The following is a 24,612-nucleotide window of genomic DNA, read 5'->3' as shown; positions in this document are numbered from 1 at the left end:
TCCGTCTTGGTTTTATTGCTACGCAGCCGAGGCGACTGATGCACGACCTTAAGCAATGCCTGCTCACCACTGTTTTCCGTTTTGGGCATTGGTGGCGCGGGACGTGCCCGCACGGTCGCGGGTGTCCGCCTCGGTTTATTGACGTGGTGACGATGCGCGAAGGCGGGAGCGCGGGAGGCGGCTGCTAGGCAATGGCCCGTCCATCCGCCCGCTATATCGAGGAACTGGTTGCAAAATGGCAACCGAAACTAGCCAAAGCGTTTCTTGAGGCGTTCGCGAAGATCCGCAACAGGGTCAAGAAGGCAGTGCTGGTCCGCCTTATCGAGCGTGGCGACATTCAGGGGGCTATTCTAGCTGTTGGGCTGAACCCGGCAGCACTCAACGAATTTTCGATGGTGCACGCCCAAGCCTACGCAGAGAGCGGGGAGGCTACAGCGGAACATGTGCCGGCCAGTCCCGACGGCAATAGCCCGTTTCCGTTTTTGTTTGCGCTTCAAGCGGCGCGTTCCGTTGCGGTGTTGCGCGAGCGGTATGTGAACTTGCAGCAGCAGGTGTTCGATAGCGCCGCGCTCGCGGTTCGGGACGCCATAGTAGACGGGCTAGATTCCGGCACAAGCCCAGGGCAGATTGCGGATCGGCTCATTGGTTACGTCGACCGCACGACGAGAACTCGCGTCGGAGGGATTGTGGGGCTCGGTCAGGGCCATGCTAAATGGGTAGCGTCTTACGCCAACGATCTTGCTTCAGACGATCCAGCGATTTTGAAACGGCTTCTGGATAGGGGTCTGAGAGATAAACGGTTCGACCCGGTAATCTTGCGGGCCATTGCTGACGGGAAGGTACTGACGGCGGCGATCCAGTCACGGGCCCGAACGGCCTACGTCAGTAAGATGCTGTTCGAGAACGCGCGGTTTGTAGCTGGCCGGGAAGCTTGGAGGCTTATCGCAGCGGCGCAAGAAGAGGCGTGGCAGCAGGCAATCGACAGCAACACGGTGCGGCAGGACCAGATCGTTCGGTTCTGGATGACCCGCAGAGACGAGCGGGTCCGCCGGACGCATCGGCTGATCCCTGGAATGAACGCGGACGGTCGTGGTTGGCGGGAGCCCTTCCAGACACCCTCCGGGCCTTCGATGCACGCCCCACACGATTTTGACCCGATGTGCCGGTGCTTTGAACGGATAGAGGTCGTCAAGCCAAAGGTCTAGCGCTTCAGCTTCACGCCGGGTTCCCCGCCGTTGGTGAAATCGACGCCTGCCCCCGTAATGGCGGCACAAATGTCCACGAGTGTCCGGTTGTGCGGAGATCGCGCGCCGCGCTCAAAGTCCGCGATGGTCTTTTTTGCCACGCCGGACGCCTCTTCCAGGTCCATTTGGGACCATCCAAGGAGTGCCCGAGCGGCTCTGACCTGCGCCGGAATAACATTTTTTGGGTCAAATGACATTTTTAGGGTTGTATCCTCTTTAGTGTGACCTTACATTAATAGGGTAACACAGAGGGAGCAACCCAAATGAACGTCACCAAGTCACATATTATGAAGCGGGCGTGGCAACTGGCACGGTGGAACCGTGGTTGCATGGGCAACAGCCCTCGCAAGGAGTTCGGAAAGTGGCTGTCCCACGCCTGGAAAGAGGCCAAGGAAGACCGCACCGAGAACTGGACGTTTCTGAGCGCCGAGCGTGAGATCAAGGCACTTGGTCTGGCTCTGACCTGCATCGAGAACAAGGACTATTGCCGCCCAAGCGATTACATCGAGGCAGCGGCGCTGAAGGCCCGGATTGATGTCATCAAATATGCGGGAGGCGTCCATGCTTAGCCTCCCCGAAGATGAAAACAGAGTCGCTGACGCCAACGGCTGGTATCCGATCGACACGGCCCCGAAAGACGGCTCGTGGGTGTGGGTGACAGAAGACAGCGGGACGTGGATGGACATGGTTCGGTGGCGTAACGGCCATTGGTCAAACTTCCAGATGTCCGTGTTCCACGACGCCTCTCATTGGAGGCCGTTGCCGCAGCCTCCGATCACAGAGAGCCGAGAGAATGCCAGGGAACTTTTCAGCGGTCGTAGGTAAGTGGGCGGCTGACGCAGACGACGCTATCGAAGACATTCTGAGGGAGTCCACGCGCCGGGTCGTTGAGGTAATGCAAAAGCCGCGCAGTGAAGGCGGGGACATGGCGATCCTAACCGGGTTCTTGCAGGACTCTCTCAGGGTGTCGAAAACTGTGATGCCGGTCATGAACCGGCAGGGTCAAAAGTACACCGGCAAACAGATCTACTTTTACGACGAGCGCCCAATCGAGGCAGTTATCGCCACGATGGTCCCCGGTGAGACCCTGTACATCGGCTACACCGCGACTTACGCGTGGGACGTGAATTATCGCTTCGAATACTTGTTCGTTGATCTCGCCGCGCAGCAATGGCCTCAGATCGTGAAGGCCGTCGAGTCCGAAGTGATCCAGAAGCGCGGCCTCCGCTAGACCACAACACCCTAATCCGTGAGCTTTGGCATTGTCGGGGAGTGCCTATTCAACGTGTTTCCACGATTGTCGGTTGATGACTTTTTGAACAACCGAGTGTGTGACGCCGTATAGGTGGGCAATCGCCCGGTGGGGCATTGCTCCATTTATGGAGCGTATTTGTCTCACGTCGTCTTCTGAGAGTTTTGCGTGAACGCTGTCTTCGCCGACTACGCGATGTCCGTGCAAATCGATTTCCGCCAAGTTCTCTAACCTTGTCGCCCAGCGTAAGTGCTTTGGGTTCACGCAGCCTTGTGAACCGTTTCCGCACGAGTGCGCTGCCTCGTGTTGGGGCGTGGGCGGCTCGCCATGAGCCAGGATGCACATGTGACGCGATGCCTTGCCGCTCTTACCGCGAAAGACCATGTAGCCCCAGCCGTCAGGTGTTCGGAAGAATGGCCAGATCAGACAGTCATCGCCGTCATAAGTCTTGTGTTCGTGCAACCATTTTAGGCGCTTGCTCCAGGACGGGGCCTTCCCGAGCGGGTCGCCGTGGACGCGCCACCGGCGATAGTGCGCAGAACACCACTCACGTCCTTGTCGGGGCTTATTGCAGTCTGGGATCGCACATAGTTTCTGGCGGGGCATCGCGTCTCCAAATTTGTGGGGCCTCGCATGGCTAATATCGAGGCCAAGATCATCAACGGGCTGCTCACGCATTTCGGCGCGATCAGCCTCCCCGCGGGCGTGACTGTAGCCTATCCGAATATCAATTTCGACCCTGACGGAAGCCCTTATGTCCGGCTGACGATCGCCAAGAACCAGCCCGTCAACCATCACATCGGCGGCGGGAAAGAGCCCGAGCGGGTCGGGATATTCATGGCGGTTGTCTGCTGGCCGGTAGGGGCCGGGATCGTAGCGCCGTCCGAACTCGCCGGCACGATCCGGGACCATTTCAAGTTCAACACGCAGATCAATTACGACGGGATCCGCATCTGGATCACCGAGGAACCACGCGTAGCTGGCGACGACCAGGGGCCGGTCTACTGCGAAATACCAGTGGTAATCCCCTGGCGCTGTCTACCCTAAAGGAGAACTCCAATGGCAGACCTTTATCCCGTCGCGGGATCGAAGATTTATATCGGCGGCGTCAAGGCCCGCCAATCGACTGACTTTGTTGCCGGTGACTTTGCCGGTGAGTCCTGGGCCGAGATTGACGGATGGTCGCAATGCGGCGCCGTCGGCGATGTCGCCGAGCTTATCACGGAGCAGCTTATCAACACGAGCCGCGACGTGAAGCAGAAGGGCACGTCGAACGCGGGCTCGATGCAGAACGTGTTCGTCAAGGTCGCATCCGACCCCGGACAGGCTGCGTTCCTTGCGGCGGCTGCGCCGGCCAACAAGAGCAACTACGCCTTCAAGATCGAATGGGCGTCCGGTGAGACTTGGTACTTCATCGCCCTGGCCATGACCTCGCAGCGTGCGGGCGGCGGCGCCAACACGATCGACAAGATCAACGCCACGGTCGAACTCAATTCCAACATTGTTGAGGACGCCGCGTAGCGGGTCGCAACTCTCCCCAGGAGGACTGAAACATGACGGACGTTTCGATTACGCCGGCCAACGTGCTGGCATCTGGCGATGCGCGGGTTAGCCACGGCCACAAGGCCGGGGGCACGATCACCGCCGGCATGGCACTCTACAAGGAAGCCTCGACCGGCAAATACAAGGCCGCCGACGCCGACAGCGGCACGGAAGAGGTCAAGAACGCCAGTGCCATCGCCTTGAATGGTGCGAGCGACGGACAGCCGTTGTCCATTCTCACCAAGGGCAAGATTACCATTGGCGGCACGGTTGTCGCGGGAACTGTCTATGCGCTGTCGGCAGCCAATCCCGGAGGCATCGCGCCTCTATCCGACATCACGACCGATGACGACGTGATCATTGTCGGCGTGGCCACCACCGCGGCAATCATCGACGTCGACTTCAATAACACAGGCGTCACGCTGTAATGGACATTCGAAGCTTCAAGCGTGATACGGAGGCCGTTGAATCCGGCCAGTGGGTCGAAGACATCCCGCAGATGGGCGGTCTTCGGCTTAAAGTGCGCGGCCTCGGGTCCAAGACGTATCAAGCTGCGTTCGCGCGCCTGAGCCGGGCCGTTCCGAAGGCAGAGCGTCAACGCGACGGCACGTTTGTTCCCGAGACTGTGATCCGTATCATGGGTCAGGCGGCGCACGAGGCCGTCCTGCTCGATTGGGACGGCATCACGGAAGGCGACGGCGGCGAGGCCGTTCCTTACGATAAGGACCGCGCCTATACGATGCTGACCGACCCGGAGTGGCGGCCGTTCCTGGACGCCGTGATCTGGGCGGCGCAGGTCGTCGACAATGAAAGCAGCGGGCCTCGGGAGGAACTGGTAAAAAACTCAGTACCGCCGTCCGCTGGCACCTCGAAGAAAGCGGCGGCGGAGTAGCGCCGGACCTCCTACCTGGAGCCGACATTTTCCTAGAAGCGTTCTGGGAACTCTCGACCGATCGTCAGGTCGGCTGGGGAGCCGGTCCAGTGCCGTACAGCGCCATAGTGGGCTATGCGGCATGGAACGGGCTTTCAAGCGCTGACGACTTTGAGTGCCTTCTACAGTGCGTCCGTGCCATGGATGCGGTCTACCTTGAGATCGTGAACGACCCGGACAAGGAAGAACGGGACGTGGTTCACGACGAACCGTTGACCCCGGCGATGCTCAAGGCTGGGCTGGGGCGGGTTTAGCGCGGCTCTTTAGGCACACCCGGTAGGCCGCAAGAGCCACCTTGAACTTGGTTTGTAGATCAAGGTCGAGGGTCAGGCAGGCGCGCTCTTTTGCGGCCGCCGGAATGCCTCCTAGGTCTTGGCGTGCGGACTCGGCCTCGGCTTGTTTCAAGATCTGGTCCGCGCCAACGGTGGCTTCGTCAACCGGCGTACCGGCGGCCATGAGCAGCGACTCTATCTCAGTTCGGACGGTTAGTAGTCCGGATGAACCGAACGTGTCTCGGCACAGATGGGCCGCGGAGGCGTGTTCAGTCACGACGTTGGCGGCGGTTTTGTACTTGTCCGCGCATTCGTCAGCGGATGCGGGTGTTGTCACGACGAGCAAGCCGATAGCGATAGCGAAGCGCATTTAGCGTTCCCCTCCCGGTTGTCCCGCGCGGGCATGGATATTAACCACGAACGAGGCGGAGGCAAGCCATGACGCAAGCGACCCTCGGTCTTGCGGTCGATTCCTCCCAAGTCGAAAAGGGAACGATCAGCCTCGATAAGCTGACGACTTCGGCTCAGCGCGCGGAAGGTGCCGCGGAACGACTGGCCGGCGGCAACCGTCAGGCTGCGTCGTCGGCGCAGCAGGTATCTGGCGCGGCCGAACGAGAAGCGGCGGCCCTGACACGCGCCACAACCGCTGCCAACGACAACGCCCGCGCGATTACCCGCACCGGCGCTGCGATGCGTGCCGCCAATCAGAATTTCCGTGGCGGCGGATTGAGTGTGGCGAACCTCGCGGCGCAGTTCCAGGACGTTGGCGTCTCGGCCGCGATGATGTCTAACCCGCTGCAGGTGGCCTTGCAGCAAGGCACACAGATCAGCGCCGTGCTGGGGCCGTTGGGGGCGGCTGGGGCTGCAAAGGCCCTCGGTGCCGCTTTCGTGTCGGTTCTGTCCCCGCTCTCGCTCGCCGTGATCGGCGTGACGGCTCTTGTGACCGCCGGTCTGCAGATGGTCGATTGGGCGGCAACCGGACAGATGGCACTCTACGGTGTTGCAGGCGCGCTGGAGGTCATCGGTCCCTACGCAGTAGCGGCAGCGGCAGCTATCGCCCTTCTCTATGCACCGTCTGTTGTGACGGGCCTTGTCTCGCTCATCGCGCTCTTGTCGCGCACGGCGGTGGCGGCACTCGGTATGGCCGCCGCGTTTGCGGCTGCAAATCCTGCTGTCGCGTTTGTCCTCGGTATCACGGCAGCGGTTGCGGCTTTGAACATCTTTCGAGACGAGATCAACCAAGCCTTTGGTTTTGACCTCGTGAAATCCATAAAGGATTGGGGAAACTACCTCATCGACATTGTGGCGCGTGCCTTCAACACGGCAGTTGGTTTTGTGGAAACTGGCGTCAATAAGATAATCCGCGCGCTAAATAAACTTCCAGGAACCGATTTTGAGGCCGCCAACCTATCTGGGTTCAAGCTCCCGACCGGCGGGGACCATATCGGGGCCTTCACGTCTGCGATTTCGTCCGGCGCGTCTGCGGCGGCCGATAGACTCCGTGAACTCGCGGACGGTTTCATCGGCGTTGGTGCGGAGGCGGACAAGGCGGCTAAGAAGGCGGCCGAATCCTACGCAGATATCACGCGTGGCGCCGAGCAGTTTATCGCCAAGCAAGAGCTTGAGCGCGACACGTACCTCATGACCTCGGAAGCCGCTGCGGCAATGCGGTACGAGCAAGACCTTCTGAACAAGGCGGCCAACGACAACATTACGCTGTCGGCGGCGCAACGCGAACAGTTGCGCGGCTTGGCGCAGGCTATGGCCTCTGCCGAGGCGGCGACGGCGGCGTACAAGGCCGCCGTCGACTTCGCCAAGGAAACGGGCCGGGGGTTCTTCGCCGACATGCGTGCCGGTCTGCAGGATGGCGAGTCTGCCTGGAATTCGTTTGGCCTCGCGGCGGAGAAGGCGCTGCAGAAGATCGAGGACAAGCTGTTCGATCTGGCGACGGATCAGTTGATCGACGGGCTGTTTTCCGGTCTCGCGACGGCAGGGGTTGCCTCCCCGGGCGGTGGGGGGCTCGGCAGCCTCCTAACCGGACTGTTTGGCGGCGCCCGTGCTGCGGGCGGTCCGGTGTCGAGCGGTCGCGCTTACCTTGTCGGCGAGCGCGGACCCGAACTGTTCGTCCCCGGTGCGTCCGGGGCGATCGTTCCGAATGGCGGCGGTTCCGGTCCGGTCAGCATTACGATCGTCAACAAGGGGACGCCGCAGGACGTGAAGTCTCAGAGGACGTCCCCCGGCGGCCGGCCAGGCCGGGACATTACGCTGGAGCTCGACGATATGAGCGCGAAGAATATTCGCCGCGCTGGAAGCGCGTCGAATATGGCTGTTCAGGGACTCGGGGGCCGCGCTCCGATCCGGGAGCGCTAACCCCATGGCTGAATGGCCCCTGTCGCTGCCGACCTTGCCGCTGCGGGACGGCTACGAGGAAGAATTGGCTGAGACGCGGCTGCGCACTTCGATGGATGCCGGGCCCGCGAAGATGCGCGGACGCTTCTCCGCCGGCATGGATACGATTTCGCTGGCGTTCCATATGACCAAGGCGCAGGTCGCGATACTGGAGTCGTTCTACAAGAACACGCTGGGCGGCGGTGCGCTGCCGTTCGACTACGTGCATCCCCGCACGCTCGAGCAGCGATCATTCCGTTTCGTATCCGCGCCCAAGTGGTCGGAGATTGCGCCAGATCTGTGGGGCGCCGTCCTGCAGGTCGAGTTCTTGGGCAGTGCAGAAGCGCTGACCTTCATCGACATGGACTTCGGCGTCTCTGGCAACAGCGGCTATCTGATTTTCTTAGAGGATATCTAACATGGCGACGTTCAATGCTCGTGACTCAGACGGTCAGACGGTTCCGCTGGAGAAGCCGCTCACACCTGGCCGCGCTGCAGAAGGCGCGTCCCGGCCTGTCGTGCTGTCGGATGAGGACAAGGCTGTCATCGATGCGATCGTAAGCGGGCTCGCGGATGGGTCGGCCGTTGTGCAAGATGCCGGGCCATCCTGGACCCCGGCGTTCGGCGTCTCGGGCGCGGCCTTCGACTCTTCGGACGCGAGCGGATCCCCCGCCGACGTGACGGATGCGCCGACCGCCGGTCAAAGTATCGTGTTGGACTCGCTCATCGTCAGCACCGGCGCGGCGCTGACGGTCGAGCTGCTCGAGGAAACGTCGGGCAACACGATCCTTAAACTTTACATGGCGGCCAACCAGACGCTGTCGATCCCTTTCAAGAAGCTCAAACTGCCGACGGCCGACAAGAAGCTGCAGGTGCAAACGTCCGGCGCCGGTAATGTCGCGGTGACGGCTGAGTATCATAGCGAGGCTTAGCCGTGAGAACGGTCAGCCTGCCCTTTCTGCAGGCGGTGTTCGCGCAGCAGACGGCCGAAGCGCCGATCGTCCTCGTGACGATCGAGCACGCGGACATCGCGACTCCCGTGCGGGTCGTCAACTACGATCAAAGCGTGGTCTCGAATGGCGAGACGTTCGTCGCCTATCCGTTCGAGCTCACCTTGCCGACGGAGCCGGAGCATGGGCCGCCGCGGGCAACCGTCAAGATCGACAATGTGCACCGCGACATCGTCGCCTCGATCCGGAACGCCTCGGGCGGCGCGCCGACCGTGACGCTGGCCGTCGCTTTGGCGTCGTCGCCGGACACGATTGAGGCCAGCTTTTCGGGGTTCGATCTCAAGAACGTGTCTTACGACGCCCTCACGATCGAGGGCGAACTGACCTTGGACAGTCTGGGCGGCGAACCTTATCCGGCCGGGCGGTTCCGCCCCGGCGCGTTCCCCGGGCTCTTCTAACCATCTGGACAGAACAGGAGACCGAGCAATGACCGCTCGCAAGTTCAATCACTCGGGTGTGGACATCTACATCCCCGACGACAAGAAGTTCGAGGCCATCCTGACCGTCGACGGCGAGGACGTGAAGGTCGGCCGCAAGGATTTCGAGTCCTTCGACGAGTTCAAGGTCTGGCTCGAGGGGAGGGCGGGCGATCTCAAGGCGCAAACGCGCCTCGCGAAGGACGGCGAGACGCGCAAGAAGGTGGCTGCGCGCGAGTTGAACGAGGCCAACGAGGCCGTCGGCAAAATCCGGCGCGAAGACTTCGACACGGACGGGGAGTTCCTGGAGGCGAGCAAGCGGGCAGTCGGCCGCCTCGATGTGGCGCTGATGGACAAAGCCGGAGCCGAGGATTTGCACCGGACCCATGTCCGAAACGTCGAGGGCATGAAGGAAACGCTGGGCCAGGTCGAGAAGCGCGGCAAATGACGCTCCCGATCCGGGTCCGCTGCACGGACGAGCACGGCGAGGTCGTGATCGTCGACCTCTCGAAGGGGTGGCTGTGGCAGCAGCAAACCGTCAACAACCAGCGCTACACCGCCTTGTTCCCGCCGGACGTCTCGACGGTCCACGTGGATGACCCCCGCGGCGCCCGCGAGGTCGTCATGCCGCGCGGGCAACTCGTCCGGCAAACGCCGGACGAGCTGAAGGCGTTGGAGCTCGAGGCCTACAAGCAGGCGCTCCGCGAAGAGATGCGTATCCGCCGGGAGTTGGAGGCGGAACAACCCCTAAAAACGCTCAAGACTCGGCCCGATGGTTCCTCGGTCGCTGCTGACGCCTGAGCAGTTCGCCCGTGCCGTCATCGGTGTGCCGTTCGAGACGTTCGGGCGCTCCTATGACGGTCTCGATTGCTGGGGGTTGATCTGGCTGGCCTACCGGGATGTCGCCGGCGTCGATCTTCCTTCCGGCCTCGGCGGTTATGGCTCGGACAAAGCGCGCCAGGAGATCGAGGCGCTTTTCGAACAACGTCACGGCGCCTGGCAGCGCCACGATGCGCCTGAGGTCATGGACGTCGCCTTGATGCGGGTGTGCGGCGCCCTGTGCCATGTCGGCCTGATCGTGGGCAAAAGGCAGATGCTGCATACGCTGCGCGGATCCGGGACCTGTGTCGAAGACTATGGCGGCCTGAGATGGGCTCGCCGCATCGAGGGATTCTACCGGCATGTCGGTTGAGATCGTCGCCAAGCCGCATCCGTTCGATGCCCCGGTCTTCGCGGAGGCGCCGGCGGGGTTGACGATCGCGGAGATGCTGACCGGCGTCTCCGGGCCGGTGTCTCTCCCGCTGCGCGTCTTCGCCGGCGACATCGAGATCCCGCGGGACATGTTGCATCGCGTGCGGCCGAAAGAAGGCACGCGGCTGACGGTCGCCGTGTCCGTCCATGGCGGTGGCAGCAGTGGCGGCGGTGGCGGCGGCGGCAAGGATACGCTCCGGACCGTCCTGACGATCGCGGTGATCGCGGTCGCCTTTATCGCGGGCCCGCTGGTTGCCCCCCTGTTGGCGGCGACGCCGCTGGTCGGCGCGGTCGGCGTCGGCGGCTTGACCGGCATCGCGACCGGGTTGGTGGGGACAGCCGGCCTTCTGGCCGTGAATGCCCTCGTGCCGCCGCGCGGGTCGGCCGGACTTCCGTCGCGAGGCTCCGTTGCGGGGATCTCCGGCACGAGCAGTGCTTCGCAGGAGAGCCCGAACTATTCGATATCCGGCGCCAGGAACGCCCCGCAGCCTTTCGGCGTTGTGCCGAGCGTGCTGGGCCAGCATCGCATGGTGCCGCCGCTTGGGGCCCGGACCTACACCGAGATCCTCGGCAACCAGCAATATCTAATAATGCTGGTCGTGTGGGGGTATGGGCCGCTTTCGGTGTCGGACATCCGCATCGGGGACACGCCGATCGGGAAGTTCGAGGGCGTCGTGGTGCAGACCCGCGAAGGGCTGCCGGGGGACTCGAAGCTCAGCCTTTATCCGCGCGCAGAGACGTCGTTACCGTTGTCGATCGCGCTGACTAAGGCGGCCGGCGGCCAGACCCGCACGACGCCATCGGACACGGATCGGATCAGCGTCGACATCGCCTTCCCGGGCGGGCTCGTGGAGTTCGACAAGAACGGCAAGAAGACCCGGCGCACCGTACAAGTCGAGATTGCCTACCGGTCGGCCGGCAGCGGCAGCTTCACGGTGGTCAATACGCTGACCGTTAACGAGGCGAGGACGAGTGCCGTCTATCGAGGTTATACGTGGAACACGCCGTCGCGCGGCAAATGGGACGTGCGCCTGCGGCGGCTCACCAACGACACAAGCAATGTCCGTGTGCAGGACGCCGTCGTTTGGGCGGCCATGCGGTCGTTCACGAACGAAGACCCGCTCCAGTTCGAGAAGCCGCTCGCGAAATCGGCTATACGGATCAAGGCCACTGGCCAACTGAACTCTGCTGTCGATCAACTCAGCGGCCTGGTGAAGTCCAAGGTGACCGCGTGGGACGGGGCCGACTGGAACGAAAGCACGGTCAGCCGCAACCCCGGCGACCTGATCCGCCATGTGCTGCAGGGCCCCGCCAACCCGGAGCCGGCTGGCGACGGGGGTATCGATCTCGACTCGATCGAGGCCTTCTCCGATTACTGCACGACCCACGGCTTCTCGTTCGATCAGATCCGCGACTTCGGATCGTCGGTCTTGGAAACGCTGGCCGACGTCGCGGCGGTGGGGAAGGGCTCAATCACGCGGCGTGACGGGAAGTGGGCCGTCCTCATCGACGAGGAAAAGACCCTCGTCGTGCAGCATTTCACGCCGCGCAACTCGTGGGGCTTCTCCGGGCAGAAGGTCTTCGACGACACGCCGCATGCCTGGCGCGTCCGCTTCGTCAACGCGGCGAAGGACTACCAACAGGACGAGGCCTTCGTCTACGCGGACGGCTACAACGCCGCGAACGCCACCAAGTTCGAGGGGATCGAGTTTCCGGGGGTCACGAGTTACGAGCACGCCTACAAGCTGGCGCGCTACCACATGGCGGTCGCGCAGCTCCGGCCCGAGGTCTACACGCTCTATTGCGATTTCGAGAACCTGGTCTGTACCCGGGGTGATCTCGTCTCCGTCGCTCACGACGTTCCGGTTTGGTCGGATCATCCCGGCGGCCGTGTCACGCAGGTGGCGGTCTCCGGCGGCAATATCGTCTCGGTCCGTGTCGACGAGCCGTGCGAGATGGTCGAGGGCCAATCCTATGTTGCCCGGTTCCGCCTCGCCGACCAGTCGAGCCAGTCGCTGCTCGTGAACCTGACCACGACGCCCGGCGTCGTGTCGGTCCTCACCTTCGCCGACACGGTCGCCGAAGAGGATGGGCCCGTAGCCGGCGACCTGTTCCTGTTCGGTCTGCAGGGCAGCGAGAGCGTCGAGCTCGTCGTCAAGGCGATCGAGCCGGTCAAGGATCTGGCGGCGCGGCTGACGCTGGTCGATCACGCGCCGGCGATCCAGGACGCGAGCGAGGGTGCGATCCCGGCGTTCGACAGCCAGATCACGCGGCTGCCGCGCTATAGTCTGCGCCCCGACATTCCGGAGATCGAGACGATCCAATCGGACATCACCGTCGCGGTGCGCGGGGACGACGGCTCCGTCGCCGAGCGCGTCGTCGTCACGGCCCGCCCGCCTGCAGGCTTGTTTCTCAATAAAGCGGTTCTCGAGGCGCAGATCCGCTACCAGGACGCGGACGACTACGGGCCCTCGATCTCGCAAGGCCTGCAGGACCAGGTGATCATCGAAGGGGTGATCGGCGGCGAGACCTACGATATCCGGCTGCGACGCGTGGCGACGGCCGACGCCGACGTTCCCGGGGCGACGAGCGACTGGTTCGTGCAGGCGGGTTATTTCGTCATCGGCAAAACCGCTCCGCCGGACGGGGTCGAGGCGCTCTATCTGGAAGGCGACTATGCGGTCTGGGATTACGATCCGCCGCTCGACTTCAAGGGGTTCCAGCTTCGGTTCCATCGCGGCCAGCGGTACACTTGGGCCGACGCGGATCTCGCCCATCAAGCGTTCATTTCCGACACGCGGTTCGACATATCGCATCTGCGCGGCGGTACGTTCACGCTGCTGCTGAAGGCGTTCGACTCCGGCGACCGGGAGAGCGACGAGGCGGCCGTGATCGTGGTCGATCTCGGCGATACGATCGTCGACAACGTGGTTCTCGAGACGGACTACAAGGACCACGATTACTATATCGGCACCGCTCAGGCGGCCCTCGCCAACGGCATTCTCGATGCCGGCGCGTTGAAGGCGACCGACGCTGCCAGCTTTTGGGCCTACGGCGACGACGGCATCTTTTGGGATGCGGACGGCAGCTCGGTCTTCTGGACGTCGATCTACAATGCGATGACCTATGAGACGTTCTTCGTCCCGAACCCGCTTCTCGGAGGGGACATCAGTCTCGACATCGTCATCCAGGCTGCCTCGTATCAGATTCAGTACCGCGGCAACGGCGATACGCCGATGTGGGGTTCCTCGACGCAGAAGATGTGGAACGCGGACGACAGCAAACCCATGTGGGGAGCTGATTCGGACTACCGGGCGTGGCCGGGAAAGGCCGCCGCGCTCAAGCGCGAGCGGGTCTATTTCCGGATCACCGCCGCCGGCGGCGCCATGCGGCCGATCATTTCGGAGTTCACCGTCCGGCAGGACGTGCCGGACGTGCTCGAGCGGTTCAACGACGTGCCCATCGGGGCCGGCGGCACGCGGCTCTCGCTGACGGAATCATTCACGCGGATCCTCAACATCAGCCTCACGCTGCAAGACGACGGCGGCGACGCCGTGAGTGCGAAGTTCATCGACAAGGATGCCTCCGCCGGACCGCTGATCAAATGCTTCGACGCGGACAATCTGGCCGTGACCGGCAACGTGGACGCGACCGTTCAGGGCTACTGATCTCTCTCCGAAGCGCTCGCGCGGGACAACCCCGACAACCAGGGATTTGAAACGATGACCGCATTGCCGGGCAGCGGCTACCTGTCCAATTCTGGGCGCACCCAGCAGCAGATGAAGGACGCTTTCGAGGATCTGCGTGACTTCGTTGCCGAAGGTGCCGGCGCCGGTCCTGTGAGCGCGCTCACCATTGCCGCCGGCAACGTCACGCCAACCTCCGCGCGGCATACGGTCGACACGGAAGCCGCCGCGTCGACGGACGATCTCGCCAATATCCTGCTCACGAATATCGAAGACGGCCGCTGGCTGATCCTGGAGCCTGCCGACGGATCGCGCCTCGTCGTCGTCAAGCATCTCGCCGGCGGCGACGGCCAGATCGAGACGCTCGCCGGTCACGACATTCTGCTGCAGAACCGGTCGCGGTTGATCCTCGAACGGTCCGGTCTCCGCTGGCGCCAGCTCGTCGAGACGCTTCTGCCGGGAGGACCGACAGGCGCGAGCAGCGACTTTTGGGGCGACGAAACCGACATCTATCCCAGATCTGTGTTGATGTACGGCCAGACGCTCGACGCGGCGGAGAACCCCGACCTGGCCGCCCGTTGCCCCGGCCTCGTGTCCGGCTCCGACATCCTCGTGCCCGACGCGCGCGAGCGCGTGATCGTCGGCAAGAACAGCGACTCCTCGCCGACGAGCCGGATCGACAGCGGTTATCTGGACACATCGTCCGTCGGGAATACCGGCGGCGCCGACGACGTGACGCTGGCGGATGCGCAGGTGCCCTTGCGCGAGCACTACCACACGGCCGACGGCACGCTGGAGGTGGAGAATCACCGCCACTACATCAGCCTCAACCTTTCGATAAGCAACGCGGGCGGCCACAACCACAAGCCGCGCGACCTGGTTACGGGGGGCGCGGCCAGTGGCGGCGGCCCTCGCGTCACCGGCTGGAAGTCCGAATCCGTTCAAAGCGGCCCCAACACGTCGACCGACGGCGTTCACGACCACAACGGCTCCGTGTCCGGCAACAGCAATTATTCCGGAACACTGGACGTCACCGGCAACACATCGTCCGCGTCCCTCGCCGCCAGCGTGCCCGTCGCGCTGCTGCAACCCTCCATCGTCGCTTGCAAAATTCTCTGGCTCTAATCCATGACCGATCTCCAAGACGCCAACTACATCTCGTCGGGCGACCGCTCGGAGGGGGAGGCCAAGCAGTTCCTCGAGGACGTGCTCGCCCGCGAAAAAGAGATGCCCGGCGGCGCGGCTCAGTCGGAACTGACGATCGCTTCCGGCGCCGTCACGCCCGTCTCGGCGCTGCATACGATCGATACCGAGAGCGACGACTCCTCCGATACGCTCGACACGCTGGCGATCACGACGTTGAGCGAAGGGGCCATCGTCTATCTTTGGGCCGAGAACGCCGCGCGGACCGTCACCGTCCAGCACCTCAACGCCGGCGCCGACGGAGAGGTCAGTCTGGCCGGAGCGGCGAACAAGGCCTTGAGCACGTCGACCCCGCTGGTTCTCAAGCGTGTCGGGGTGCAGTGGGTCGAGGTCAGGTTCGGCGACACGTCCGCGCTCGAAGCGCAAATTGCCGAGCGCATCGGCAGCTATCGCTTCGCCGACGAGTTGACGCTGCCAGACTCGTGCCTTGCTTGCGACGGTCTGACGATCGGCGACGGCTCGTCCGGCGCCACGTCGAGGGCCAACGACGACACATGGCCGCTTTTCGAGAAGCGATGGGCCGTCGGGAATGCAAACGGAACCTACGCGATCTATGACAGCGGCGGCGGGGCCTCGACATACGGAGCGAACGCTGCGGCCGACTTCGCGGCGCACAAGCGCTTGGCGCTTCCCGACTGGCACGGCCCGAACAAGAGCCTTCGCGCGGCCGACGGCACGGATCTCGATGTCGGCGAAGTGCAGGCCGACGGCGCACCCGACATCGATGCGACGTTCACGGAGGTGACGGCCTACGGATCCGGCACGGCGACCGGCGCCGTGAGCAGGACCAAGGACCAAGAGAACCGGCCGGCCTCCGGCAGCGCCGACGGTCGCTACAGTTACACATTCGCCGCCTCCGCGGACGATCCGACCTATTCCGACAGCGTCGACGAAATCCGCGTGAACGCGATCGGCGTGCTCGTCGGCATCTACTTTCGGTGAGGGTTATGGCCAGAATCTACAGATATCATCCCGAGACCGGCGCCTACCTATCCGAGTACGACGCCAAGGTTCGCGAAGACGGTTCCCCGATTTTGCCGGAGACGGGCCACCAGAGCCTGACTGGGGTTCCCGCGCCGGAGCCCCAGAAGGGGTATATGCGCGTCTTCGATCGCGCCGCGCAATCGTGGCGTTACGAAGAGAACCACCACAAGCACACCGTCTATGACAAGGAAACCGGCGTCGCGGTCGTGCTGAAGATCGGGAAAACCAGCTACCCGAAATACGGCCCAATTCCGGAGGGTTACACGGCAAAGAAGCCGCCGTCGCGTCACGTGAAGTTCGATCGCCGGGTCGGGGATTGGGTCGAAGACGAAACTCTCAAGGCGCAAGAGCAGAGGCGCGTGTCCGCGGAAGAGGGGGCCTTCCGGCGCATCGCAGCCGCCAAGTCCGACGCGGAAATCACGGCTGCGGACGTTGCCCTCGCTTTGGGTCTTCGCAAGCCGTCCTGACACCTGTGCGTTGTAGGTGGCCAATCTCTGATTGCATGATCGCGGATCAGATGCAAATCTGGCCGAGCATTTACGAACCTTCACAACCAAGACTGGATATGAAGATGCACCTGTTTCGCCTTCTAGGCGCGGCACTGTTTCTTGCTGCGCCGATTTTCCCGGCCGCGGCGCAGACATGCCCGCCGCTCTACGCCAAGGATTTCGACAGGGACGGCATTGTCGTCACCAACGGCACCTACAGAGAAGTGGGCGGTCTAGCGGTTCTTCCTTCCGGAAAGATCATCCTGACCGTCACGCAAAGCGCGGTTAAGGAAGGCGATCCCGACCAGCACGCCGCGATCTATGAGTCCACGGACGGAGGGGATACGTGGTCCTTCATTCAGGACATCGACCCGCCGTCGATGGCGGAGAGCTCCTGGTGGATGCCGAGTTACGATCCGGCTGCGGATCGGCTCTGGTTCATCGGCATGTTCAACAAGAACAATGTCCGCGAGATTCCCTACAACGACCGCGATGCGACCTCGAAAAAGGTGGTCGCAATCGGCTGGCCGCGCCTTCAATACTCGGACGACGAGGGCCAGACGCTCACCGTTCTGCCTCCAGGGTATGCCAATTATCAGCCGACGGCCGCCGACAATCGCAATCCCTTTGGCGGGCTGCACAAGCTGGCCTGGTTCCCTCCGGGTACGACCCGCGTCCGCAATGGCTGGCTCTACGCACCCTATGCGAAGCGCGGCAAGGTCCTGTGGGGCAAGACGTGGGACGACAGCGAAGCCTTCATCCTCAAGTTCCCGCTGAACGCCACGGACGCGCTCGACAAGATCGAGTTCCTGCCCGACGGGAACTACGGGATGACGGCGCCGAACCTGTTGCCGGACGGCTCAAGCGCCGCTGGCGGGGACAGCAACGAAGAGCCTGCCTTCGATTTCTTTGACGACGGCCGGATCTACGGGGTGTTTCGGACGGACGCCGGCTATCTCGCCGAGTTCAGGATTTCGGCGGACGAGCAGTCCATCACGACGGGCTGGGCGCAGCGCGAGGATGGCGCAGCGGGGAGGCCTGTTCCGCATCCCAGAGCTACGCCTTGGGTGAAGAACACCGGGAACGGGAAGTGGCTGCTCGGCGTCCACAACAACACCTACAAGGATTTGGGAGCCGGGCGGAACACGTATTGGATCTACACGGGCGAGGAAAGTCCGACGGTGCCGGGCAAGATCATCTGGAACAAAGGTCCAAAAGCAATTGTCGCGCAGATGAACATTACGCGGCGAATGCAGGGGCCGGCGCCGATCGAGGTCGGCGACGATTATCTGTTCGTGATGAACGACAAGCACCCCGACCACGACGACGACGTGAGGGTGTTCAAGTTCCCGAAAGACCACATCCTCTGCGACTAGAAGCGGTAGCCCGCGAACGCGATGTCCGATGCGAAGATTTCGGCCACGAGGCCGATTGCATTCGCCTCGGTGAAGGCGTCCGTATAGCTGCTGTCTTCAGTCGTGTTGACGTGGGGGAGAGAAATGGACTCTCCGACAATCGAGGACGCGAGGGTCAGCAGCTCGTCCGTTTGGTCCTCGATGCGGAAGACTCTGACACGCTTCGTGGCTTTGCTTTCGAGGGCATGCCCGCGCATCTTGCCGATCACATGCGGGTGCTGGACGAAGCCATTGACCGAGCCTTCCGAAACGGCCGGCGCGTGCCAGGTCGAGTTGGGGTTCTTGAGCCCGAACTTGTAGGCCGAGAACACGCGAGCCCACGGGTTTCTGACGGTCGTGAGGAACACGTAATCGTCCGGGTTGCGCCCGGTCTCTTTCATGCCCGCCTCGATCAGATCGGCCCCGGCGTGGTGGTGTAGCCACGGGACAGGGGGCGGCGTCTTCGACCTTACGTCGGAGAACGGATCGAGCATCTGACGAATGGACGTGCTGCCGCATCGCGGGTTTGAAATGAAGACGAACCGGTGACGGTCACTCAATCGCATAGTCTTGTACCCACAGTTTCAGGGCGTGGCTTCCGGCCAGCAGCGCTGATCCGAGCGAGACGCGAGGGCGCTTGAGACGCCCCCGCGTCTCTTCCCATTGCACAACCTCAAGCAGGGAGGCCATGCCATGAGACTAACGATTGAAGCACGGGGGAGCGCGCCGTGCAGCATATGATGCATCACGCCCTAGACCGTCTTTCGGAATCCATTGACCGGATGAGCACGGCGGCAGTTGCCGCATGGGGTGGGGCAGGTTCCATCGGGTCGTATGTGGCGGCGACGACCGTGCCGGACTTCACGACCATGAACGCTTGGTCCGAGATGGTCCTGAAGACTGCCACTGCCACAGGTGCGTGCCTGTCGGTCGGCCTGCTCTTGTTCAAGGGCTTTCTTATGTGGCGGCACCGGGACAAGCCGCCCCGCTAAACCCCCGCTCCCTGACTTCTAGACCCCGCCACAGGCGGCATTCCCCACACCACAATCGATGAGGTGAGACATGAAGGTCTCCAAGCGCGGGCTTGCGGAAATCGCGAGCCACGAAGGTATTGTGCAGATGCCTTACAAGGACAGCGTTGGCGTCTGGACTTGGGGCATCGGCCATACCAGATACGCAGGCGATCCTGACCCCGCCAAGATGACGAAAGGCGTAGCACGTCCGATGGGCGAAGTCATGGCGCAGTTCGTCAAGGACATCGCCAAGTACGAGCGCGGCGTCGATAACCGGATCGGCGGCGCGAACGTCAAGCAGCACGAATACGATGCGGCGGTTTCGTTCCACTACAACACGGGCGCTATCGCTCGAGCTTCATGGGTCTCCTATTGGGTCGGCAGGAAGTTGGATACGGCCAGGGCCCGAATCCTGTACTGGAACAAGCCCCCGGAAATTATCGGTAGACGCCGGAAGGAAGCGGACCTGTTCCGGCACGGCAAGTACGGCGACGGGTACGCCACGGTGTATCCCGCTTACGCGTCTGGTCGGGTGAACTGGTCTAAGGGCCGCCGCGTCAATGTTCTCCAAATACTGGAAGACGGAAAGCCTTCTGGTCCCGTCGAGCAGGGCCCGGACTTCAAGCCGCTCAGCCACTATCAGCAGCGCCTAGCAGACCTCGGCTTCGACCCAGGTCCCATCGACAACAAATGGGGCAAGCGCACGTCAGCCGCGGTCAAGAAATTCCAGCGGACGAACGGAGGTCTTGTCGTTGACGGCATCCTGGGCCCGCTGACGAGCCAAGCAATCGACCAAGCCTACGCGGATCGCCCAGAGCAGGTCGCTGTCGCGTCGTCTGCGGTCGGCATCGCAACGGTTCCTGTAACCCTCATGGCGGGTTTCTCGTGGCCTCAAGTCGCGGTGCTCGTTGGTGTCGCGGCTGCGGTTTACGCCGTCTGGCACTTCCGGAGCGACATCAAAGAAAGGATCCTGACATGGATTGGGTAACATCCATCATTCTAGCGCTTGGCGTTGTTTCGGTCGCATCCATCATGGCGTGGACGTTTGTCCCGAAAGGATGGCGCACCATCGCCGCGAATGTCTTTGCTGGCGGACTGGTCGTCGTCAGTCCTTACGTTGGCGAGCTTCTGCAATACCTCGTCGGGGTTCCGTGGGCATCCGTCTACGACAAGAAGACCGCTTTCGCGTTGACCCTTGCGATCGGCGCAATGAATGCGCTGTGGCGCAAGTACACCAACACGCCGATGGGCCGGAAGGGTTAGGCCAATGTCTCTTCTCGATTGGGTGAACCCGCTCAAGATATTCCTTGATCCGGTCGAACGCGTCGCGGACGCAATCTCGCGCGCGCAAGTCGCCAAAGCCCAAGCGCAGACGGACGAAAAGCGGATGCAGTACGACGAGCGCATCGAGGCATTGAAGGCCAAGAAGCAAGTGCTCATCGAGGAATCCTCCGACAGCCCGAACGCCAAGATGCGAACCTTCCTGGCTATGCCTGTCGGCATCCTACTCTGGAAGATACTGGTTTGGGACAAAGCTCTCGGTCAGTGGACCGGAGGCCGCACCGATGCGCTGTCGTCCGACATCTGGAATGTGGTGATGGCCGTTGTCGGCTTCTACTTCCTGTATCAGGTCGCCGCGCTTTGGAAGCGGAAGTCATGAACCGACAGCCCGACGACCCTGGACCCGTGGTGCGGGGCAAAGTCCCAAACGACCTACGCCCCATATCCATCGTGCTTGTCGTACTAGCCGTGTTCTTTATCTTTGCGCTGCTTTTGACGGGGGGTTAGGCAGTGGCATCCAGTGGGTTGGGGTCCACGCAGCTTCTTTGAAGGACTGTGCGTAGTAATCACCAGAACTAGTTCCTGCCCACCACCAATCGCCGTCCTCTTCGTGGTCTTCGGAGTTGAAGTACGCTTCCCCGACGATTTGCTTGGACGTGTACGCTCCGGAGACAGCTAAGATTACATGCGTTCCATCCTTCGGCGCGCTTTCCATCCGCCTCCACTCGGTCATTTCCTGCGTCCTTTCTGGCGGCGCTCGCCTTCAGCCTTGAGCATCCGTCTCACGGCTTCGGACCGCACGGGGAGGTCGGGTTCCTCCCGGCGCCAATCATCGATCAACTGAAGCAGTTCTGGATCGGCGCGGAGCGTTAAGGTTGGCCCTTCAAGTTTTGCGACCAACTCTCGCGGACCAATCACGTCGGCATAGGCTTTTTTGATTGCGTAAACCGCTTGGTCCTCGGTCACGGCAAACCATTCCCCGCCGCGACCATATCCGTTCAGCAATAAGTGGGCAACGCGCTCTGTCAGCCTCGGTTCTTTGCATTCAATGGAGAAGATTAGATTGCAATGTGCTGGCCGGCACAGTTCTGCCGTTCGCTTACCCAGATTGTGCGACATGCCGACCTTCACTTGGCCGTTCTCGCTGTTACTGATGGCGTAAACGACGCTCACTTCTTCCGCTCCTTTCGGTCCGCCTCAACGAAAGTGCGGATCATGTGAATGATCGCCTTGCTCGCTACACCGCTGTGGTCCCGCTTCGCAATCCGCTCGATCTCAGCCCACAAGTCGGCAGGGATAAGGGCAAGCTTCTTTTTGATGGGCAGGGAGAAGTCGCTTAGGCAGACATTGAGAACATCAGCCGCGTGAGTTACAGCCTCAATTGCCTCTCGCGGGGTGACGTGGAACCACTCGCCACAGTCTCGTTTCTCTTTAAGTAGGCTGTGGGCGGTTCGTTCGACTGCCTCTCTAAATGCACCGCAGTCGCGCACAAATTCGATTGTGAGAGTTCCGTGCGCCTCTGGCTTCAATGCGTTGCGGCGCATCTTGGGATTGTTGGTAACACCAATCTTGCAACGTTCCGGGCCGTCGCTAATCACATAGATGCCAGTCACTTGCGCTTGCCTTTCTGACTCACGGTTTTAGCACTAGCCCGCCGTCAACGAACTCTATGCCTTCGCGTTCGAAGGCCATGCGGATGAGGACCTGACTGCCTGTTGCGGTGTTCCGCGCGTCCCGCTCGAAATCCATGACTGTCCTGGTCGCACATCCAGCCTTTTCGGCCAAATCCGCCTGATTCCAGCCCAGCCATGCCCTGGCGGTCCTGCTCTGTCGTGCGCTCATCTTAACGTGTTTATGGTCCATGTTTACCAGCTTGACGCCAGCATGCGCCAATGTTATGCATATCTTAGCTATCGAAGTCAATACATATCACCCAAGGGGGTTCAAATGAAAGAGATCGATCCCGGCTTCAAGGTCACGCTGGTTTAAGCCCATGACCAAGCAACTCACCGAGCGCTAGGAGGGAATCCATGCCAGTGCCCATGCCAGCAATAGTGACGCTGATCGTATGCAAGACCTTCATTGCAGGCCCACCGGATCAGAATGCAGGATGGACAGGGCACGAGAACCGGGACTGGAAGGTCGAACACGGCATGATGCAGTGCCGGCGCCTCGAGGTTCAGCTATTCGACCAAGCCGAAGCCATGGGTGCAGCGGCACAACCCTTCAATCGGCAACGCTGCCAGCGCGCATCGATCATGCTTGGAGTGTCCTGGGATCAGGCCCACAAGGGTTCATCGTACCGGACGTGGCGCGTCGCTTGCCCGGTGCCGATCGTCGATACCCGGACCGGTGAGGTGATCGCCTGGAAGATGCCGGAATGCGGACACCGCGACACCGTCATTTGCGAAACAGACACGGCGATCTAGCACATGCCAGCACACGGTAAGAAGTTGAGCGGCGCACCGATCTCTTTGGCGGAGGCGCAGCGCACCATTGAGGTCGTGGATTCGTCCGCGACGCGCGTGGAGGCCGCGGCCAAGCTGGACATCAGCCAACGCGCGCTGCAATCCCGCCTCAAGAAAATCAAAGCGCGGCACGGTCTCTCACCGGACGGTGCCCGCAAGACTGAACGCCCCACGGAGATCGAGTTCCCAGACTTCCCCGACGAAGACGTGGAGGTCGAGGAACTTCTCGACATGGCAGAGAAGCGTTTCGAGAAGCGCATGGAGAGCCACGAGGCGCACACCTGGTTCCCGATCAAGGTCAAGGACAATAGGCCGTTCGGCATTCTCTGGTTCGGTGATCCGCACATCGACGACAACGGCTGCAATCTACCGGTGCTGCGAAAGCATGTGCGGATCTGCAACGAGACGGACGGGCTTGTCGCCGCCAACATAGGTGACACCACGAACAATTGGGTCGGCCGGCTGATGCGGCTCTACGCCGAACAGGACGCGTCGATCAAGACTGCGCGGCGGTTCGCGGAGTGGTTCCTGCTCAATACGCCGTTCTTTCTTGTGCTGGTCGGTAATCACGACGCCTGGAACGACGGGGCCGAAATCCTGGCCAGGATGGTTTCCAAGAATAAGGCCCACAAGATCATCCTGCACGATTGGGAGGCGCGGTTCCGGCTTTCGTTCCCCAACGGCTGGGAGCCCCGCATCTTCGCGGCGCACGACTTCGCCGGCAACTCGATCTGGAACCCAATGCACGGGCTCATGCGGGAAGGCCAGAAGGGCGAAGACGCGGACCTGTACGTCGCAGGCCACAAGCATAACTCAGGGCTCTTCGTCTTTGAGAACCCGGGACGCGGCCGTATCCAGACCTTTCTCCGGGTCCGCGGCTACAAGTTCATGGACGACCACGCCAGGCGCTTGAGCCTGAAAGAGCAGCGTACCGGCTGTGGTGGCGTGACGGTCTTTGAGCCAGAGCGCCGGACAATCACGACCTTCCTCGACGTTGAGGAAGGCGCGGACTTCCTCACGATGAAGCGAGGGAAGCGTGCAGCAGCCTAAACGCGATTTCGTCGAGGTCCGCTGGCTCGACATCAAGGGCTCGGCGGAATGGCACGCGGTGTCCGAACTCCCTACGCCCGCACGCTGCGTCACTCGTGGCTGGGTAATCCGGGAAGATAAGCGCGATCTGACGCTCGCGGCTTCGCTCATCGAACCGGAGCCCGGCGAGGACGAATCCGTAGGAGACGTAACCGTGATTCCCAAGGGCTGCATCACGTCACGCAAAAAACTGAGGACGGTATGGACGACAAGGTGATTCAGCTACACACGCCCGAGCGCCCCTGTGACACGGAAGCCTCCGATGCTCCGGAAGGCTACCGCCTTCAGCATATGAACTTCGGGGACATCAACGAACCGACGTGCTCGAACCCGTTCCCGTGGGTCCGGTTCCGCGAGCACTGCGGAAAGGCGCATTGGCGGGTGCATCTGGCCCAGGACAAATTCATCGACGTTCCCGTCTCGCGCCGCGAAGCCCTTTGCATGGTCGAAGACTTGGCACGGTTCGCGGCGAAGGAACAGCGCTAGCATGTCTCCCGCTTGGTGGATCACGGCCCTCATTCTGACGCTCTACCTCATGCAGGTGCCGTGGATGCTTTGGCTCGGGCACCCGTGGGCGGCAGGCTACTGGCTCTGTGCCGCAGGCATCACGGTGTGCGCCATGCACGGGCTGACTTCGTAACAAGATCGAACGCACCCGCTCTTCGGCCCGTCCCTTAACCAGGGGGCGGGCTTTTTGCGT

Annotated in this window: 35 protein-coding genes and 1 pseudogene; 30 read left to right on the top strand and 6 right to left on the bottom strand. The window is 62.1% G+C overall.

Translation table 11 applies throughout. The annotated features are described in order from the left end of the window. Positions 1-191 precede the first annotated feature (191 nt). Positions 192-1,205 (top strand): hypothetical protein, encoded by a 1,014-nt coding sequence (locus tag GL4_RS13965; RefSeq protein WP_045368397.1) that lies wholly within the window; start codon positions 192-194, stop codon positions 1,203-1,205. On the opposite strand, the gene GL4_RS13960 is transcribed toward GL4_RS13965, so the two are convergent. Continuing rightward, a complete protein-coding gene (locus tag GL4_RS13960; protein WP_244462625.1) occupies positions 1,202-1,369 on the bottom strand; it encodes a helix-turn-helix domain-containing protein in 168 nt (55 codons plus the stop codon). The genes GL4_RS13965 and GL4_RS13960 overlap by 4 nt on opposite strands. Before the next feature lie 204 nt (positions 1,370-1,573). On the opposite strand from GL4_RS13960, the gene GL4_RS13955 reads away from it, so the two are divergent. From GL4_RS13955 to GL4_RS18270, 8 genes and pseudogenes are all read left to right on the top strand, one after another. Continuing rightward, positions 1,574-1,813 (top strand): hypothetical protein, encoded by a 240-nt coding sequence (locus GL4_RS13955; protein WP_156137624.1) that lies wholly within the window; start codon positions 1,574-1,576, stop codon positions 1,811-1,813. After that, positions 1,779-2,069, top strand: coding sequence for a DUF551 domain-containing protein (locus GL4_RS18275; RefSeq protein WP_425283176.1), 291 nt, complete (start codon positions 1,779-1,781; stop codon positions 2,067-2,069). Before GL4_RS13955 ends, GL4_RS18275 begins: the two co-directional genes overlap by 35 nt. Positions 2,070-2,169: 100 nt before the next feature. Next, the gene (locus GL4_RS13945; RefSeq protein ID WP_156137623.1) at positions 2,170-2,475 is read left to right on the top strand and encodes a hypothetical protein; all 306 of its coding nucleotides are present in this window, start codon (positions 2,170-2,172) and stop codon (positions 2,473-2,475) included. 654 nt (positions 2,476-3,129) lie between these two features. Then, positions 3,130-3,543 (top strand): phage tail terminator-like protein, encoded by a 414-nt coding sequence (locus tag GL4_RS13940; RefSeq protein WP_045368388.1) that lies wholly within the window; start codon positions 3,130-3,132, stop codon positions 3,541-3,543. A gap of 12 nt (positions 3,544-3,555) precedes the next feature. After that, on the top strand, positions 3,556-4,017 hold the full coding sequence (locus GL4_RS13935; RefSeq protein WP_045368386.1) for a hypothetical protein: 462 nt from the start codon (positions 3,556-3,558) through the stop codon (positions 4,015-4,017). A gap of 32 nt (positions 4,018-4,049) precedes the next feature. Beyond that, a complete protein-coding gene (locus tag GL4_RS13930) occupies positions 4,050-4,466 on the top strand; it encodes a hypothetical protein (protein WP_045368385.1) in 417 nt (138 codons plus the stop codon). After that, positions 4,466-4,930: a hypothetical protein gene (locus GL4_RS13925; protein ID WP_045368384.1), complete on the top strand. Its 465-nt coding sequence runs from the start codon at positions 4,466-4,468 to the stop codon at positions 4,928-4,930. Before GL4_RS13930 ends, GL4_RS13925 begins: the two co-directional genes overlap by 1 nt. Positions 4,931-4,956: 26 nt before the next feature. After that, positions 4,957-5,070 (top strand): annotated as a pseudogene (locus GL4_RS18270) (phage tail assembly chaperone); the annotation flags it as partial. Between the two features lie 127 nt (positions 5,071-5,197). Here the strand turns inward: GL4_RS18270 and GL4_RS13915 are convergent. Next, entirely contained in the window at positions 5,198-5,611 is a 414-nt protein-coding gene (locus GL4_RS13915) for a hypothetical protein (protein ID WP_045368383.1), read from the bottom strand. Positions 5,612-5,679: 68 nt separating this feature from the next. On the opposite strand from GL4_RS13915, the gene GL4_RS13910 reads away from it, so the two are divergent. The 12 genes from GL4_RS13910 (at position 5,680) to GL4_RS13855 (ending at position 18,043) form a co-directional block, all read left to right on the top strand. After that, a complete protein-coding gene (locus tag GL4_RS13910) occupies positions 5,680-7,611 on the top strand; it encodes a phage tail length tape measure family protein (protein ID WP_052464574.1) in 1,932 nt (643 codons plus the stop codon). Between the two features lie 4 nt (positions 7,612-7,615). Beyond that, positions 7,616-8,047 carry a hypothetical protein gene (locus GL4_RS16930; RefSeq protein ID WP_052464572.1) on the top strand — a complete coding sequence of 144 codons (432 nt, stop codon included), beginning with the start codon at positions 7,616-7,618 and terminating at the stop codon, positions 8,045-8,047. A gap of 1 nt (position 8,048) precedes the next feature. Then, positions 8,049-8,561, top strand: a complete 513-nt coding sequence (locus tag GL4_RS13900) for a hypothetical protein (protein WP_045368382.1) — start codon at positions 8,049-8,051, stop codon at positions 8,559-8,561. A gap of 2 nt (positions 8,562-8,563) precedes the next feature. Beyond that, the gene (locus tag GL4_RS13895; protein WP_045368381.1) at positions 8,564-9,037 is read left to right on the top strand and encodes a DUF1833 family protein; all 474 of its coding nucleotides are present in this window, start codon (positions 8,564-8,566) and stop codon (positions 9,035-9,037) included. A gap of 28 nt (positions 9,038-9,065) precedes the next feature. Beyond that, positions 9,066-9,503 carry a hypothetical protein gene (locus tag GL4_RS13890; RefSeq protein WP_045368380.1) on the top strand — a complete coding sequence of 146 codons (438 nt, stop codon included), beginning with the start codon at positions 9,066-9,068 and terminating at the stop codon, positions 9,501-9,503. Further along, complete coding sequence (locus GL4_RS13885) at positions 9,500-9,856, top strand: hypothetical protein (RefSeq protein WP_045368379.1); 357 nt, start codon at positions 9,500-9,502, stop codon at positions 9,854-9,856. The genes GL4_RS13890 and GL4_RS13885 overlap by 4 nt, the downstream gene beginning before the upstream one ends. Then, positions 9,828-10,247, top strand: a complete 420-nt coding sequence (locus GL4_RS13880; protein WP_045368378.1) for an NlpC/P60 family protein — start codon at positions 9,828-9,830, stop codon at positions 10,245-10,247. The genes GL4_RS13885 and GL4_RS13880 overlap by 29 nt, the downstream gene beginning before the upstream one ends. Beyond that, the gene (locus GL4_RS13875) at positions 10,237-13,974 is read left to right on the top strand and encodes a host specificity factor TipJ family phage tail protein (RefSeq protein ID WP_045368377.1); all 3,738 of its coding nucleotides are present in this window, start codon (positions 10,237-10,239) and stop codon (positions 13,972-13,974) included. The genes GL4_RS13880 and GL4_RS13875 overlap by 11 nt, the downstream gene beginning before the upstream one ends. 54 nt (positions 13,975-14,028) lie before the next feature. Then, the gene (locus GL4_RS13870) at positions 14,029-15,117 is read left to right on the top strand and encodes a hypothetical protein (RefSeq protein WP_045368376.1); all 1,089 of its coding nucleotides are present in this window, start codon (positions 14,029-14,031) and stop codon (positions 15,115-15,117) included. Between the two features lie 3 nt (positions 15,118-15,120). Continuing rightward, positions 15,121-16,137, top strand: a complete 1,017-nt coding sequence (locus GL4_RS13865) for a hypothetical protein (protein ID WP_045368375.1) — start codon at positions 15,121-15,123, stop codon at positions 16,135-16,137. Positions 16,138-16,142: 5 nt separating this feature from the next. Continuing rightward, positions 16,143-16,646: a hypothetical protein gene (locus tag GL4_RS13860; RefSeq protein WP_045368374.1), complete on the top strand. Its 504-nt coding sequence runs from the start codon at positions 16,143-16,145 to the stop codon at positions 16,644-16,646. Positions 16,647-16,744: 98 nt separating this feature from the next. After that, a complete protein-coding gene (locus GL4_RS13855; protein WP_172653360.1) occupies positions 16,745-18,043 on the top strand; it encodes a sialidase family protein in 1,299 nt (432 codons plus the stop codon). Here GL4_RS13855 and GL4_RS13850 read toward each other — a convergent pair. Beyond that, positions 18,040-18,627, bottom strand: a complete 588-nt coding sequence (locus GL4_RS13850) for a sulfotransferase family protein (protein WP_156137620.1) — start codon at positions 18,625-18,627, stop codon at positions 18,040-18,042. The two genes, GL4_RS13855 and GL4_RS13850, sit on opposite strands and share 4 nt — an antisense overlap. Positions 18,628-18,789: 162 nt before the next feature. On the opposite strand from GL4_RS13850, the gene GL4_RS13845 reads away from it, so the two are divergent. The 4 genes from GL4_RS13845 to GL4_RS13825 all read left to right on the top strand — a co-directional run bounded on the left by GL4_RS13845 (position 18,790) and on the right by GL4_RS13825 (position 20,734). Then, positions 18,790-19,053 (top strand): hypothetical protein, encoded by a 264-nt coding sequence (locus GL4_RS13845; protein ID WP_156137619.1) that lies wholly within the window; start codon positions 18,790-18,792, stop codon positions 19,051-19,053. 70 nt (positions 19,054-19,123) lie between these two features. Then, entirely contained in the window at positions 19,124-20,062 is a 939-nt protein-coding gene (locus tag GL4_RS16925; RefSeq protein ID WP_052464570.1) for a glycoside hydrolase family protein, read from the top strand. After that, positions 20,050-20,337, top strand: a complete 288-nt coding sequence (locus GL4_RS13830; RefSeq protein WP_045368368.1) for a hypothetical protein — start codon at positions 20,050-20,052, stop codon at positions 20,335-20,337. Before GL4_RS16925 ends, GL4_RS13830 begins: the two co-directional genes overlap by 13 nt. A 4-nt stretch (positions 20,338-20,341) precedes the next feature. Continuing rightward, entirely contained in the window at positions 20,342-20,734 is a 393-nt protein-coding gene (locus GL4_RS13825; RefSeq protein WP_045368367.1) for a hypothetical protein, read from the top strand. A 96-nt stretch (positions 20,735-20,830) separates the two neighbouring features. On the opposite strand, the gene GL4_RS18265 is transcribed toward GL4_RS13825, so the two are convergent. From GL4_RS18265 to GL4_RS13815, 3 genes are read right to left on the bottom strand one after another with little or no spacing between them, the layout of a single operon-like run. Beyond that, positions 20,831-21,070: a DUF551 domain-containing protein gene (locus GL4_RS18265; RefSeq protein ID WP_425283199.1), complete on the bottom strand. Its 240-nt coding sequence runs from the start codon at positions 21,068-21,070 to the stop codon at positions 20,831-20,833. Positions 21,071-21,084: 14 nt separating this feature from the next. Beyond that, positions 21,085-21,528 carry a GIY-YIG nuclease family protein gene (locus GL4_RS13820; protein ID WP_045368365.1) on the bottom strand — a complete coding sequence of 148 codons (444 nt, stop codon included), beginning with the start codon at positions 21,526-21,528 and terminating at the stop codon, positions 21,085-21,087. After that, positions 21,525-21,968, bottom strand: a complete 444-nt coding sequence (locus GL4_RS13815; RefSeq protein ID WP_082025676.1) for a GIY-YIG nuclease family protein — start codon at positions 21,966-21,968, stop codon at positions 21,525-21,527. Before GL4_RS13815 ends, GL4_RS13820 begins: the two co-directional genes overlap by 4 nt. Positions 21,969-22,385: 417 nt before the next feature. Between GL4_RS13815 and GL4_RS13805 the strand changes: the two genes are divergently transcribed. The 5 genes from GL4_RS13805 to GL4_RS17590 are packed head-to-tail and all read left to right on the top strand — an operon-like array spanning position 22,386 to position 24,552. Then, positions 22,386-22,784, top strand: a complete 399-nt coding sequence (locus tag GL4_RS13805) for a hypothetical protein (protein ID WP_156137618.1) — start codon at positions 22,386-22,388, stop codon at positions 22,782-22,784. 3 nt (positions 22,785-22,787) lie between these two features. Continuing rightward, entirely contained in the window at positions 22,788-23,873 is a 1,086-nt protein-coding gene (locus GL4_RS13800; protein ID WP_045368360.1) for a hypothetical protein, read from the top strand. Next, the gene (locus tag GL4_RS13795) at positions 23,860-24,129 is read left to right on the top strand and encodes a hypothetical protein (RefSeq protein WP_045368358.1); all 270 of its coding nucleotides are present in this window, start codon (positions 23,860-23,862) and stop codon (positions 24,127-24,129) included. The genes GL4_RS13800 and GL4_RS13795 overlap by 14 nt, the downstream gene beginning before the upstream one ends. Beyond that, entirely contained in the window at positions 24,114-24,398 is a 285-nt protein-coding gene (locus GL4_RS13790; RefSeq protein WP_045368356.1) for a hypothetical protein, read from the top strand. Before GL4_RS13795 ends, GL4_RS13790 begins: the two co-directional genes overlap by 16 nt. Before the next feature lies 1 nt (position 24,399). After that, on the top strand, positions 24,400-24,552 hold the full coding sequence (locus GL4_RS17590; protein ID WP_156137617.1) for a hypothetical protein: 153 nt from the start codon (positions 24,400-24,402) through the stop codon (positions 24,550-24,552). Positions 24,553-24,612: the final 60 nt, after the last annotated feature.

It is taken from the genome of Methyloceanibacter caenitepidi, assembly GCF_000828475.1.
GTDB lineage: Bacteria > Pseudomonadota > Alphaproteobacteria > Rhizobiales > Methyloligellaceae > Methyloceanibacter > Methyloceanibacter caenitepidi.
The sequence above is the reverse complement of the archived record's forward strand: the minus strand, read 5'-3'. Positions and strand labels throughout refer to the sequence as shown.

What these genes read in the sequence shown, in the direction of transcription:
- GL4_RS13860 (WP_045368374.1), top strand. Translation starts at nt 16,143, where the DNA reads ATGGCCAGAATCTACAGATATCATCCCGAGACCGGCGCCTACCTATCC.
- GL4_RS16925 (WP_052464570.1), top strand. Translation starts at nt 19,124, where the DNA reads ATGAAGGTCTCCAAGCGCGGGCTTGCGGAAATCGCGAGCCACGAAGGT.
- GL4_RS17590 (WP_156137617.1), top strand. Translation starts at nt 24,400, where the DNA reads ATGTCTCCCGCTTGGTGGATCACGGCCCTCATTCTGACGCTCTACCTC.
- GL4_RS18275 (WP_425283176.1), top strand. Translation starts at nt 1,779, where the DNA reads ATGTCATCAAATATGCGGGAGGCGTCCATGCTTAGCCTCCCCGAAGAT.
- GL4_RS13805 (WP_156137618.1), top strand. Translation starts at nt 22,386, where the DNA reads ATGCCAGTGCCCATGCCAGCAATAGTGACGCTGATCGTATGCAAGACC.
- GL4_RS13855 (WP_172653360.1), top strand. Translation starts at nt 16,745, where the DNA reads ATGAAGATGCACCTGTTTCGCCTTCTAGGCGCGGCACTGTTTCTTGCT.
- GL4_RS13880 (WP_045368378.1), top strand. Translation starts at nt 9,828, where the DNA reads ATGGTTCCTCGGTCGCTGCTGACGCCTGAGCAGTTCGCCCGTGCCGTC.
- GL4_RS16930 (WP_052464572.1), top strand. Translation starts at nt 7,616, where the DNA reads ATGGCTGAATGGCCCCTGTCGCTGCCGACCTTGCCGCTGCGGGACGGC.
- GL4_RS13960 (WP_244462625.1), bottom strand. Translation starts at nt 1,369, where the DNA reads ATGGACCTGGAAGAGGCGTCCGGCGTGGCAAAAAAGACCATCGCGGAC.
- GL4_RS13790 (WP_045368356.1), top strand. Translation starts at nt 24,114, where the DNA reads ATGGACGACAAGGTGATTCAGCTACACACGCCCGAGCGCCCCTGTGAC.
- GL4_RS13890 (WP_045368380.1), top strand. Translation starts at nt 9,066, where the DNA reads ATGACCGCTCGCAAGTTCAATCACTCGGGTGTGGACATCTACATCCCC.
- GL4_RS13930 (WP_045368385.1), top strand. Translation starts at nt 4,050, where the DNA reads ATGACGGACGTTTCGATTACGCCGGCCAACGTGCTGGCATCTGGCGAT.
- GL4_RS13800 (WP_045368360.1), top strand. Translation starts at nt 22,788, where the DNA reads ATGCCAGCACACGGTAAGAAGTTGAGCGGCGCACCGATCTCTTTGGCG.
- GL4_RS13915 (WP_045368383.1), bottom strand. Translation starts at nt 5,611, where the DNA reads ATGCGCTTCGCTATCGCTATCGGCTTGCTCGTCGTGACAACACCCGCA.
- GL4_RS13825 (WP_045368367.1), top strand. Translation starts at nt 20,342, where the DNA reads ATGTCTCTTCTCGATTGGGTGAACCCGCTCAAGATATTCCTTGATCCG.
- GL4_RS13945 (WP_156137623.1), top strand. Translation starts at nt 2,170, where the DNA reads ATGGCGATCCTAACCGGGTTCTTGCAGGACTCTCTCAGGGTGTCGAAA.
- GL4_RS13850 (WP_156137620.1), bottom strand. Translation starts at nt 18,627, where the DNA reads ATGCGATTGAGTGACCGTCACCGGTTCGTCTTCATTTCAAACCCGCGA.
- GL4_RS13940 (WP_045368388.1), top strand. Translation starts at nt 3,130, where the DNA reads ATGGCTAATATCGAGGCCAAGATCATCAACGGGCTGCTCACGCATTTC.
- GL4_RS13955 (WP_156137624.1), top strand. Translation starts at nt 1,574, where the DNA reads ATGGGCAACAGCCCTCGCAAGGAGTTCGGAAAGTGGCTGTCCCACGCC.
- GL4_RS13830 (WP_045368368.1), top strand. Translation starts at nt 20,050, where the DNA reads ATGGATTGGGTAACATCCATCATTCTAGCGCTTGGCGTTGTTTCGGTC.
- GL4_RS13925 (WP_045368384.1), top strand. Translation starts at nt 4,466, where the DNA reads ATGGACATTCGAAGCTTCAAGCGTGATACGGAGGCCGTTGAATCCGGC.
- GL4_RS13875 (WP_045368377.1), top strand. Translation starts at nt 10,237, where the DNA reads ATGTCGGTTGAGATCGTCGCCAAGCCGCATCCGTTCGATGCCCCGGTC.
- GL4_RS13870 (WP_045368376.1), top strand. Translation starts at nt 14,029, where the DNA reads ATGACCGCATTGCCGGGCAGCGGCTACCTGTCCAATTCTGGGCGCACC.
- GL4_RS13865 (WP_045368375.1), top strand. Translation starts at nt 15,121, where the DNA reads ATGACCGATCTCCAAGACGCCAACTACATCTCGTCGGGCGACCGCTCG.
- GL4_RS13935 (WP_045368386.1), top strand. Translation starts at nt 3,556, where the DNA reads ATGGCAGACCTTTATCCCGTCGCGGGATCGAAGATTTATATCGGCGGC.
- GL4_RS13885 (WP_045368379.1), top strand. Translation starts at nt 9,500, where the DNA reads ATGACGCTCCCGATCCGGGTCCGCTGCACGGACGAGCACGGCGAGGTC.
- GL4_RS13900 (WP_045368382.1), top strand. Translation starts at nt 8,049, where the DNA reads ATGGCGACGTTCAATGCTCGTGACTCAGACGGTCAGACGGTTCCGCTG.
- GL4_RS18265 (WP_425283199.1), bottom strand. Translation starts at nt 21,070, where the DNA reads ATGGAAAGCGCGCCGAAGGATGGAACGCATGTAATCTTAGCTGTCTCC.
- GL4_RS13910 (WP_052464574.1), top strand. Translation starts at nt 5,680, where the DNA reads ATGACGCAAGCGACCCTCGGTCTTGCGGTCGATTCCTCCCAAGTCGAA.
- GL4_RS13965 (WP_045368397.1), top strand. Translation starts at nt 192, where the DNA reads ATGGCCCGTCCATCCGCCCGCTATATCGAGGAACTGGTTGCAAAATGG.